The following is a 10988-nucleotide window of genomic DNA, read 5'->3' on the forward strand; positions in this document are numbered from 1 at the left end:
TCAGCGCATGTCTGCTGACTCAGGCCGTTGTCATTTAGACTCTATGTTGTCGATATGACCATGCTCGCGCATTGGTCATATTGACAATTTTATTTATAACTCATTGATTTCTAGTGTTTTATTTTTTGGCATCGTAATTGCGATGGTCTGGGTAACCATTCGAAGCCCAAGGCTCAGGAGTCACTGCAATGCTCAATGCCGACCAACGTGCAATCATCAAGGCCACTGTCCCGCTGCTCGAAAGCGGTGGCGAGGCGCTGACTACCCACTTCTACAAGATGATGCTCAGCGAGTACCCCGAGGTCCGTCCCCTGTTCAACCAGGCGCACCAGGCCAGTGGTGACCAGCCGCGTGCGCTGGCCAACGGTGTGCTCATGTATGCCCGCCATATCGACCAACTGGAGCAACTGGGTGGCCTGGTTGGTCAGATCATCAACAAGCATGTGGCCTTGCAGATCCTGCCCGAACACTACCCCATCGTTGGCAGTTGCCTGCTGCGCGCCATCGAGGAAGTGCTGGGCAAGGACATCGCCACCCCGGAGGTGATCGCTGCCTGGGGCGCAGCCTATGGCCAGCTGGCTGATATCCTCATCGGCGCCGAAGAGGGCCTGTACAAGGCCAAGGAGGAGGCCGACGGTGGCTGGCGCGGTGCTCGCGATTTTCGTGTGGTGCGCCGTGAGCAGGAAAGCAGCGAGATCGTCTCGTTCTACTTCGCTCCGGTCGATGGCAAGCCGGTACTCAAGGCCGAGCCGGGTCAGTACATCGGCTTGCAGCTGTTCATCGACGGTGCCGAGCAACGTCGCAACTATTCGCTCTCGGCATTGTGCGATGGCCAGCAGTACCGCATCAGCGTCAAGCGCGAGGCCGGGGGCAAGGTGTCGAACCATCTGCATGATCAACTGCAGGTCGGCGACACCCTAAAGCTGTTCCCGCCGTCGGGCGACTTCACTCTGGCGGCTGGCGACAAGCCGCTGGTGCTGATCAGTGGTGGTGTCGGCATCACCCCGACCCTGGCGATGCTCGAGGCGGCGCTGCAGACCGAGCGTCGGGTGCACTTCATCCACTGTGCGCGCAACGGTTCGGTACACGCCTTCCGTGACTGGGTCGACGGTCTGGCCGCGCAACATCCGCAACTGCAGCGTTTTTATTGCTACGCCGAGGACGACGGCAGCCGGGATGCGAATGCAGTCGGCCTGCTGAGCCAGGATCTGCTGGCCGAGTGGCTGCCGCGTGAGCGTGACGTGGATGCCTACTTCCTTGGGCCGAAGGGCTTCATGGCGGCGATCCGTCGTCACTTGAAGGGGCTGGGGGTTCCGGATGCGCAGAGCCGCTACGAATTCTTCGGGCCGGCGGCTGCTCTGGAATGATCTACTGACCAGGTTGGCGTCTTCGCGGGCAAGTCGGAGGGGTTGGCCTGTGCATATATAAAGAAGGATGAACAGCGTCCCGCAGCTTTCATCTTTAATCCTGCTTTAATCACTGTATCCTTCACTCCCGGGTGTCGAGGGGCTGGTCCCTGCGCGACGCCCGGGCAGCCGTTTTTTTTACCGGCCAAGGTTGAACCGATGTCGCCAACACCGGTCACAGCATCTCCGGATAGCCCTGCGCAGCGCTGTCTCGCCGCTTCCTCGACACGCTAAGAGACCATCCCTGCGTGTAGACTTGCGCCAGGCAGGCGGAACACGCTGCCACCTATCCATCCAAGGAATCGGCAATGAACGAACAAACCCTGCGCCTGAATCGGGAACGGCGCTTCCTCGTGCTGTTGGGGGTAATCTGCCTCTCGCTGATCGGCGGCGCGCTGTACATGCAGGTCGTGCTAGGCGAGGCACCTTGCCCGCTGTGTATCCTGCAGCGCTATGCCTTGCTGCTGATCGCGCTGTTCGCGTTCATTGCCGCGGCCATGCCCGGACGACGGAGCCTGACCTTCTTCGAGGCGTTGGTCGTGCTCAGCGCAATTGGCGGAATCGTTGCGGCCGGCAACCATGTGTATATACTCGCCAACCCGTACGCCAGTTGCGGCGTCGATGTCCTGCAACCAATCGTCGACGACCTGCCCCTGGCGCGGCTCTGGCCCCTGGCATTCCAGGTCGACGGTTTCTGCACCACACCGTACCCGCCCATCCTGGGTCTGTCGCTGGCGCAATGGGCGCTGGTGGCCTTCGTCCTCACTGCCATCCTGGTGCCGCTGGGCATCTATCGGAATCGGCGCCGGGCTTAGACAAAAGTCCCGATTTGATGCAGGTCTATTGCACGGTGAGATAACCGGCAAAATTTCCCCAGAGACTGATCCTGATCAACGTTGAGCCCTTGTAATACAAGGGTTTCAGGGCTATCAAGCCGGGTGCGACAAACTGTCGCGAAGTTGATTTTTCAGGCAGGATTATTACAAATTCTGTAAAAGACTGTTGCTCAATAAGTCATAGTCAAGGGGGGGCGACCTATCTACAATCGCCCCCAATTTCCGTTCGGCACTGCTTGCGAGTCGCAGGATTGAAGGAAGCCCCAGCGCTCCTTTTGCTGACTTCGACAAGTTTCGCCCAACGGCGATCCGGGCGGACACCCCTCCGCGTTTTCCCGCACCAAATGGAATTGGTCTGAAGTACAGGCCTTTAGCCTAAGAAAACCCCAAGCTCGTCCATGCGCTCAACGCCCAGATCCAGCAGTCGGATCCCAGGCAGGCGCGGGTTCGAGCTCGAAATGCTAACGCTTGGCAGGACGAAGTGTTGGCGAACAAAACACATTGCATTGAAGCAAGCTGATCTAGAGGTCGTGAGATGAGTAAAAAGCGTTACCCCAGACTGTTTGGCATATTGCCCTTTTTAGGCATGCTTTTACTCAGTGGGTGCAACTGGACCCTGCTCGACCCGAAGGGCCAGGTCGGCATTGAGCAAAAGAACCTGATCCTCATCGCTACCGGCCTGATGCTGCTGGTCGTGGTGCCAGTCATCATCATGACCCTGGTCTTCGCCTGGAAGTACCGTGCTTCCAACAAGGCTGCCACCTACACCCCCGACTGGTCGCACTCGACCAAGATCGAAGCCGCGGTGTGGATCATCCCGATCCTGATCATCATCGCCCTGGGCTACGTCACCTACCACTCCACCCACAAGCTCGACCCTTATCGTCCGCTGGATTCCGATGTGAAGCCGGTGCAGATCGACGTGGTCGCCCTGGACTGGAAATGGCTGTTCATCTACCCGGAGCAGGGCATTGCCACGGTCAACAAGATCGTCTTCCCGGCTAACACCCCGGTCAACTTCCGCGTGACCTCCGACGCCGTGATGAACTCGTTCTTCATCCCTGCGCTGGGCGGCCAGATCTACGCGATGGCCGGCATGACCACCAAGCTGCACCTGATCGCCAACGAAAATGGCGAGTTCGACGGTATCTCCGCGAACTACAGCGGTGCTGGCTTCACCGGTATGAAATTCAAGGCAACCGCCACTTCGCAAGCCGACTTCGATGCATGGGTCGCGCAAGTTAAGGCCTCGCCGAAGAAGCTGGACAAGGCCGAATACGACGCCTTGGCCAAACCAAGCGAAAACAACCCAGTCGCGCTGTACAGCGAGGCTTCGCCTGACACGTTCCAGCTCATCGTCGACAAGTACGAAGGCATGAACCGTGGTCGTCCGAGCCACGAAGAAGCAGGCAGCAAAGACCTGGCCACTACCAAGGGTGTGGAAACGAGTATGCAACCAGCTGCCGGTGCAGAGGAGTAAGAGATGTTCGGTAAATTAAGCCTGGAGGCGATTCCCTATCACGAGCCGATAGTCATGGTGACGCTTGCCATGATCGCGCTCGGGGGCCTCGCCGTCGTTGGTGCCATCACCTATTTCCGCAAGTGGTCCTACTTGTGGACCGAGTGGTTGACCACGGTCGACCACAAGAAGATCGGGGTGATGTACATCATCGTCGCGATGGTCATGCTGCTGCGCGGCTTCGCCGACGCCATCATGATGCGTACCCAGTTGGCTGCCGCTACCGGCGGCTCCGAAGGCTACCTGCCGCCTGAACACTATGACCAGATCTTCACCGCCCACGGTGTGATCATGATCATCTTCATGGCGATGCCGTTCTTCACCGGCCTGATGAACCTGGCCCTGCCTCTGCAGATCGGTGCACGTGACGTTGCCTTCCCGTTCCTGAACTCCCTGAGCTTCTACCTGCTGCTGGCAGGCGTGCTGCTGGTCAACATCTCCCTGGGCGTCGGCGAATTCGCCAAGACCGGTTGGGTTGCCTATCCGCCACTGTCGGGGATCCAGTACAGTCCGGGCGTAGGGGTTGACTACTACATCTGGGCGCTACAGCTATCAGGCTTGGGTACGACACTGACAGGCGTGAACTTCCTGGTCACCGTCCTGAAGATGCGCGCACCTGGCATGAAACTGATGGACATGCCGATCTTCACCTGGACCTGCACCTGGGCCAACGTGCTGATCGTCGCTTCCTTCCCGATCCTGACCGCCGCACTCGCCCTGCTGACCGTTGACCGTTATCTGGACTTCCACATCTTCACCAACGAGCTTGGTGGGAACCCGATGATGTACGTCAACCTGTTCTGGGCCTGGGGTCACCCTGAGGTGTACATCCTGATCCTGCCGGCGTTCGGCGTGTTCTCGGAAGTAACCTCGACCTTCTCCAGCAAGCGTCTGTTCGGCCACCACGCGATGATCTACGCATCGGGTGCCATTGCCGTACTGGGCTTCGCGGTCTGGCTGCACCACTTCTTCACCATGGGTGCCGGCGCCAGCGTCAACACCTTCTTCGGTCTGGCGACGATGCTGATCTCCATTCCGACCGGTGTGAAGCTGTTCAACTGGCTGTTCACCATGTACCAGGGTCGCGTGCGTTTCACTCCGCCGATGCTCTGGACCCTGGGCTTCATGGTCACCTTCTCCATCGGTGGCATGACCGGCGTACTGCTGGCCGTTCCAGGTGCTGACTTCGTACTGCACAACAGCCTGTTCGTTATTGCCCACTTCCACAACGTGATCATCGGCGGCGCGGTGTTCGGCTACATTGCCGGCTTCGCCTTCTGGTTCCCGAAAGCCTTCGGCTTCACCCTCAACGAGAAGTGGGGCAAGGCGGCATTCTGGTTCTGGCTGTCCGGTTTCTACGTGGCCTTCATGCCGCTGTACGCGCTGGGCTTCATGGGTATGACCCGTCGTCTGAACCACTCCGACAACCCACTGTGGGAACCCTACCTGTACGTGGCCGTGGTCGGTGCGGTGCTGATCCTGTTCGGTATCGCCTGCCAACTGATCCAGCTGTACGTATCGGTTCGCGACCGCAACCAGAACCTGGACGTCACTGGCGATCCATGGGGTGGCCGTACCCTGGAATGGTCGACTTCGTCGCCACCTCCGTTCTACAACTTCGCCCACATGCCTGAGAAGGTCGGCCTGGACGCCTGGCAAGAAGCCAAGGAAGCCGGTGTCGCCTACAAGGTGCCGGCCAAGTACGAAGCGATCCACATGCCGAACAACACCTCGACCGGTCTGTTCATGGGTCTGTTCCTGACCATCTTCGGCTTCGCTTTCATCTGGCACATCTGGTGGCTGGTGGGTGCGAGCCTGGTAGCAACCATCGCGGTCTTCGTTCGCCACGCTGCACGTGACGATCAGGGCTACATGGTTCCTGCCGAAGAAGTGGCGCGCATCGAAGGCGAACGCCAGCGGGCCCTGCAGCTTGCCGGTGTACCTACCGGTGGCGCACGTGTCGAAACCTTTGAACGGGTGTAATCAATGTCCAGTCAAGTAATTCACGGCGATGCGCATGGTCACGACCATGGGCACGACGATCACCACCACGACTCGGGCCAGATGACCGTCTTCGGTTTCTGGCTGTACCTGATGACCGACTGCATCCTGTTTGCGTCGCTCTTCGCCACCTACGCGGTGCTGTCCGGCAGTTTTGCCGGCGGCCCGTCGGGTCATGACATCTTCCAGCTCGACTTCGTGCTGGTCGAAACCGCGTTCCTGCTGCTGTCCTCGATCACCTTCGGCTTCGCCATGCTGAAGATGTTCGCCGGTAACAAGGCAGGCGTACTGGGCTGGTTGGCTATCACCTTCCTGTTCGGTGCAGGCTTCATCGCGATGGAAATCTACGAGTTCCATCACCTGATCGTTGAAGGCTACGGCCCGCAGCGCAGTGGTTTCCTGTCGGCGTTCTTCGCGCTGGTCGGCACCCACGGCCTGCACGTGACCTCGGGTCTGATCTGGATGGCCATCCTGATGTACCAGATCAACAAGCACGGCATCACGCCGACTGCCAAGACCCGCATGAGCTGCCTGAGCCTGTTCTGGCACTTCCTGGACGTGGTCTGGATCTGCGTCTTCACCGTCGTCTACCTGCTGGGGGTTCTGTAATGGCTAACGCACACGACACTCACCACGAAGGTAACCACGGCAGCGTGAAGTCCTACATGATCGGCTTCATCCTGTCGATCATCCTGACCGCGATCCCGTTCGGCCTGGTGATGTATCCGACCCTGCCGAAGAACCTGACCGTCCTCATCGTGGTGGCCATGGCCGTCATTCAGGTCGTGGTGCACCTGGTGTACTTCCTGCACATGGACCGCTCGAAAGAGCAGCGCTCCACTGTCTCGACGTTCCTGTTCACCGCTCTGGTAATCGCACTGCTGGTAGGCCTGTCGCTGTGGATCATGTTCAGCATCCACTACGAAATGTTGGCCAAGTGAGGTAAGACTGCATGTCCGTGAAGCACTTTATCCAAATCACCAAACCGGGGATCATTTTCGGTAACGTGCTTTCCGTGGCAGGCGGTTTCTTCCTTGCCGCGAAGGGCCATGTGGATTTCGCCCTGTTCCTGGCGGTGGTGGTAGGTACTTCGCTTGTGGTTGCGTCCGGTTGCGTGTTCAACAACTGCATCGACCGTGACATCGACCAGAAGATGGAACGTACCAAGAACCGCGTCATGGTTCAGGGCGGCATGTCGCTGCCCCTCGCACTGATCTACGCCACCCTGCTCGGGGTGGCGGGTTTCAGCCTGCTGTATGTCCAGGCCAACCCGCTGTCGGCGTTCTGTGCGTTGATCGGCTTCGTGGTGTACGTCGGCTTCTACAGCCTGTGGCTCAAGCGCAAATCGGTGCACGGCACCCTGGTCGGCAGCCTGTCCGGTGCCATGCCTCCGGTGATCGGCTATTGCGCAGTGAGCAACAGCTTCGACCTGGCAGCGGTCACGCTGCTGGTGATGTTCAGCCTGTGGCAGATGCCGCACAGCTTTGCCATCGCCATCTTCCGCTTCAAGGATTACAGCGCAGCCAACATCCCGGTCCTGCCGGTGGCTCGCGGTATCCTGGCGGCGAAGAAGCAGATCGTGCTGTACGTGCTGGCCTTCGTGCTCGCCACGTTGATGCTGACGCTGGGTGGGTACGCCGGTCTGGGTTACCTGGCCGTCGCAGCCGCCATGGGTCTGTACTGGTTGTACATGGCCTGGGGTGGCTACAAGGCCGAAGATGACAGCAAGTGGGCACGCAAAGTGTTTGGCTTCTCCATCCTGACCGTCACCGCGCTGAGCGTGATGATGTCGGTGGATAGCCAGACTGCTGCCGACGTGCTGATGACCTACGCACGCTGAAGCCTACGCGCATTACAAGAACCCGGCCTGTGGCCGGGTTTTTTATTGGTAGATTTTCCGTCTGCGCGCTGGTATCCGAACGCACTAGTTTGAGCTTCCAAGTCATAAGGAAGCATCCAAATGAGTGTTTTTACCGTCTATTTCTGCGGAACCGGCTCCCACCGTTTCGATCACAACAACCCTAATTTCTGGAATGGCGAGCTGATCGCCACGCTGGCCAACCATACCTTCGGCAGGGAGTTCGTCGACTGGATCGCAGTCGATGGCCCAGGCAGTGGCAACCTGCAGGACGATGCCTTGTTCGTTGACGACGGCGACTACTACAAAGTGACCGGCACGCTGTTCGGCAAAGGTTGGGATGAGAACGTGCGGCATGCCCTGCAGGTCATCAAGGGCAAGAGTACCTGGGCCCGCACCAAGCTCACCGAGCAGCAATACCAGAACCTGAAGAGCGCTGGCATTCCAATTCCTGATGCCGAGGCCGGTGGCTCGTGGTTCTGGCGCACCTACGACTATGGTGATCGCGCGGTGACCCCCCAGGCCTTGCAAGAGCAGATGATCAGGCAACTGCGCAAACCGTTGATCCCGATCACGGTCAACCTGGTGGGGTGGAGCAGGGGCGGAATCAGTTGTCACATGCTCGCCAACGCAATGGCGCAAGATCCGGAGCTGCGTGATGTGAAGGTCAACATCTTTGCCATCGATCCGGTGCCGGGGGTAGGCAACCTGAAGTCTGAGCGCGTGCAACTGGGAGCCAACGTGAAGGAGTACGTGGGGTTCTATGCGCGAGACGAGCGATCCAAAGGGTTCGCCTGTGTGGTGCCTGCCACAGCGTACGGTACACGTGTCAGCGTACTGCCGATGCCGGGCCGCCATGCAACGCTGGTGGGCAATGCTTCGATAGACGGCGCAGGTTCTGGCAAGGCACTGCCTGAGCCGGGGATGATCGTGCGGCACTTCGCGGAGGTTTGCCTGAAGCGTTGGGGCGTAAAGCTGGACAAGTGTCTGGAGTTGGACGATGCGGGGCTGATGACCTATCACAAGACCATCGATGCGAACGATGAGCTTTACCGCGCCATGCGCAAGAAGTCCTATACCGTACTGACCGAAGGCACTGCCGATGAGCGTATGGTTCATCGCGGCAGCATTGCCACGGAGTTCAGCCAGGTGCGTGGCGAGCACCTGGACCCCAGCGATGGGTTGAGTATCCAGCGTTTCGACCTGCACGCCTACAAAGCCCTGCGCTGAGTTCTTCGACCCACCAGCGGGTAAGTCTCGCTGGTGGGCGGCGAATCTATCGATAGCCCCTTTACAACGCCGGGGCAACCAGACTATTTTCTGCCTCGGCCACCGCAGTGGCCAACGTCGCTCGGACGGTTCCGGGCGCTTACGTCTCTCGAGGAAAGCATGGCCAACCCAGGTTCGCCGCGCCGCTTTGCGCGCATCGATCGTCTCCCCCCCTACGTCTTCAACATCACTGCCGAGCTCAAGATGGCGGCACGCCGTCGTGGCGAAGACATCATCGACCTGAGCATGGGCAACCCGGATGGCGCGACCCCGCCACACATCGTCGAGAAGCTGGTGCAGGTCGCCCAGCGTGAAGATACCCACGGCTATTCCACCTCGCGCGGCATCCCGCGACTGCGCCGCGCCATTTCCAACTGGTACAAGGAACGCTACGACGTCGAGATCGACCCGGACAGCGAAGCCATCGTCACCATCGGCTCGAAAGAGGGCCTCGCGCACCTGATGCTCGCCACCCTCGACCATGGCGACACGGTGCTGGTACCCAACCCCAGCTACCCGATTCACATCTACGGGGCGGTGATCGCCGGTGCCCAGGTGCGCTCCGTGCCGCTGGTGCCGGGAGTGGACTTCTTCAATGAGCTGGAGCGGGCGATCCGCGAATCGATCCCCAAGCCGAAGATGATGATCCTGGGCTTCCCCTCCAACCCGACCGCGCAGTGCGTGGAATTGGACTTCTTCGAACGAGTGGTGGCCCTGGCCAAGCAGTACGACGTGCTGGTGGTGCACGACCTCGCTTACGCCGACATCGTCTACGACGGCTGGAAGGCGCCTTCGATCATGCAGGTGCCTGGCGCCAAGGATATCGCGGTGGAGTTCTTCACCCTGTCCAAGAGCTACAACATGGCGGGCTGGCGGATCGGCTTCATGGTCGGCAACCCCGAGTTGGTCAGCGCCCTGGCGCGGATCAAGAGCTACCACGACTACGGCACCTTCACGCCGCTGCAGGTGGCGGCGATTGCCGCGCTGGAAGGTGACCAGCAGTGCGTGCGCGACATCGCCGAGCAGTACCGCCAACGCCGCAACCTGTTGGTCAAGGGGCTGCATGAGATGGGCTGGATGGTCGAGAATCCGAAAGCCTCGATGTACGTCTGGGCCAAGATCCCCGAAGCCTATGCACACCTCGGCTCGCTGGAGTTCTCCAAGAAGCTGCTGGCCGAGGCCAAGGTCTGTGTCTCGCCCGGTATCGGTTTTGGCGACTATGGCGATGACCATGTGCGCTTTGCCCTCATCGAGAACCAGGACCGCATCCGCCAGGCCATCCGCGGTATCCGTCAGATGTTCCGCGCCGACGGGCTGACCAGCAAGTAAGCCCCAGGCGTCAAGCCGCAAGCCGGTCTGCGATGGCAGGCCGATTGCGGCTTTTGCCTGCCACGGTCGGCATGGCGCTCGAGGGCTGCGACCAGCGGCCGTCTTTTTTTCATTTCCCCTCTATCCAGCCGCTCGTGCTTGGATTAAAAATGGCGCCGCGAGCGCCCGCTCGATAACAACAACTTCCCTTCCTGGCCATCATGTCCGAACAGAACCCTTGCCTGACCTGCGGCGCCTGCTGCGGCTACTTTCGTGTGTCTTTCTTTTGGGGTGAATGCCAGTCTTCGGGCGGGTTGGTGCCCGACGATCTGGTGGTGCAGATCAATCCGACCCGCGTGGCCATGATCGGCACCGACGCCAAGCCTTGCCGCTGTATCAGCCTGGAAGGCGAGATCGGCAACAAGGTGGGGTGCACCATCTACGAGAATCGTTCCAGCCCCTGTCGCGAGTTCGACGCGTCGTGGGAGAACGGCGTGCACAACCCCAGCTGTGATGACGCCCGTGCCGCCTATGGCCTGCCACCGCTGACCCCGCCTGGCGCCAACGAACCGCACTGGCCTGACGATGGGGCAGAGGTCGCCTGAACCGCCAAACACATCACGTTTTGCCCACCGGACATGACCGTTCGTCGGTTGGATCCAAGCGACACCCTGCTGCAGCCCGCGAAATACGTGCTGCCTCGAGAAAGTATTAACACCATTTGACCGTCCCCGCGTCCCTTCGCGCCTGCTCGCCAGCGGCTACACATTCCCAACAAGGAATCATGTAGC

10 protein-coding genes are annotated in these 10988 nt (G+C 59.8%); all 10 read left to right on the forward strand.

The annotated features are described in order from the left end of the window. Positions 1-188 precede the first annotated feature (188 nt). The gene (gene hmpA / locus HU748_RS19370) at positions 189-1367 is read left to right on the forward strand and encodes an NO-inducible flavohemoprotein (protein ID WP_186668305.1); all 1179 of its coding nucleotides are present in this window, start codon (positions 189-191) and stop codon (positions 1365-1367) included. Between the two features lie 347 nt (positions 1368-1714). Next, positions 1715-2221: a disulfide bond formation protein B gene (locus tag HU748_RS19375; RefSeq protein WP_054892511.1), complete on the forward strand. Its 507-nt coding sequence runs from the start codon at positions 1715-1717 to the stop codon at positions 2219-2221. Positions 2222-2777: 556 nt separating this feature from the next. Beyond that, a complete protein-coding gene (gene cyoA / locus HU748_RS19380) occupies positions 2778-3722 on the forward strand; it encodes a ubiquinol oxidase subunit II (protein WP_186668304.1) in 945 nt (314 codons plus the stop codon). Positions 3723-3725: 3 nt separating this feature from the next. After that, positions 3726-5744 carry a cytochrome o ubiquinol oxidase subunit I gene (gene cyoB / locus HU748_RS19385; RefSeq protein ID WP_186668303.1) on the forward strand — a complete coding sequence of 673 codons (2019 nt, stop codon included), beginning with the start codon at positions 3726-3728 and terminating at the stop codon, positions 5742-5744. Between the two features lie 3 nt (positions 5745-5747). Next, positions 5748-6371 carry a cytochrome o ubiquinol oxidase subunit III gene (locus HU748_RS19390; RefSeq protein ID WP_186668302.1) on the forward strand — a complete coding sequence of 208 codons (624 nt, stop codon included), beginning with the start codon at positions 5748-5750 and terminating at the stop codon, positions 6369-6371. Beyond that, positions 6371-6703 (forward strand): cytochrome o ubiquinol oxidase subunit IV, encoded by a 333-nt coding sequence (cyoD, locus tag HU748_RS19395; RefSeq protein WP_054892515.1) that lies wholly within the window; start codon positions 6371-6373, stop codon positions 6701-6703. Before HU748_RS19390 ends, cyoD begins: the two co-directional genes overlap by 1 nt. Before the next feature lie 11 nt (positions 6704-6714). Further along, the gene (gene cyoE / locus HU748_RS19400) at positions 6715-7602 is read left to right on the forward strand and encodes a heme o synthase (RefSeq protein ID WP_054892516.1); all 888 of its coding nucleotides are present in this window, start codon (positions 6715-6717) and stop codon (positions 7600-7602) included. Positions 7603-7722: 120 nt separating this feature from the next. Next, positions 7723-8850, forward strand: a complete 1128-nt coding sequence (locus tag HU748_RS19405; RefSeq protein WP_186721541.1) for a hypothetical protein — start codon at positions 7723-7725, stop codon at positions 8848-8850. 159 nt (positions 8851-9009) lie between these two features. After that, on the forward strand, positions 9010-10218 hold the full coding sequence (alaC, locus tag HU748_RS19410; RefSeq protein WP_186708085.1) for an alanine transaminase: 1209 nt from the start codon (positions 9010-9012) through the stop codon (positions 10216-10218). A gap of 200 nt (positions 10219-10418) precedes the next feature. Beyond that, positions 10419-10802: a YkgJ family cysteine cluster protein gene (locus tag HU748_RS19415; RefSeq protein ID WP_186668298.1), complete on the forward strand. Its 384-nt coding sequence runs from the start codon at positions 10419-10421 to the stop codon at positions 10800-10802. Positions 10803-10988: the final 186 nt, after the last annotated feature.

The organism is Pseudomonas sp. RW3S2 (genome assembly GCF_014268955.1).
Lineage (GTDB): Bacteria > Pseudomonadota > Gammaproteobacteria > Pseudomonadales > Pseudomonadaceae > Aquipseudomonas > Aquipseudomonas wayambapalatensis.

Excerpts from the sequence above, each read along its gene's own strand:
- HU748_RS19405 (WP_186721541.1), top strand. The coding sequence starts at position 7,723 with ATGAGTGTTTTTACCGTCTATTTCTGCGGAACCGGCTCCCACCGTTTC.
- cyoE (WP_054892516.1), top strand. The coding sequence starts at position 6,715 with ATGTCCGTGAAGCACTTTATCCAAATCACCAAACCGGGGATCATTTTC.
- HU748_RS19415 (WP_186668298.1), top strand. The coding sequence starts at position 10,419 with ATGTCCGAACAGAACCCTTGCCTGACCTGCGGCGCCTGCTGCGGCTAC.
- cyoD (WP_054892515.1), top strand. The coding sequence starts at position 6,371 with ATGGCTAACGCACACGACACTCACCACGAAGGTAACCACGGCAGCGTG.
- HU748_RS19375 (WP_054892511.1), top strand. The coding sequence starts at position 1,715 with ATGAACGAACAAACCCTGCGCCTGAATCGGGAACGGCGCTTCCTCGTG.
- hmpA (WP_186668305.1), top strand. The coding sequence starts at position 189 with ATGCTCAATGCCGACCAACGTGCAATCATCAAGGCCACTGTCCCGCTG.
- HU748_RS19390 (WP_186668302.1), top strand. The coding sequence starts at position 5,748 with ATGTCCAGTCAAGTAATTCACGGCGATGCGCATGGTCACGACCATGGG.
- alaC (WP_186708085.1), top strand. The coding sequence starts at position 9,010 with ATGGCCAACCCAGGTTCGCCGCGCCGCTTTGCGCGCATCGATCGTCTC.
- cyoA (WP_186668304.1), top strand. The coding sequence starts at position 2,778 with ATGAGTAAAAAGCGTTACCCCAGACTGTTTGGCATATTGCCCTTTTTA.
- cyoB (WP_186668303.1), top strand. The coding sequence starts at position 3,726 with ATGTTCGGTAAATTAAGCCTGGAGGCGATTCCCTATCACGAGCCGATA.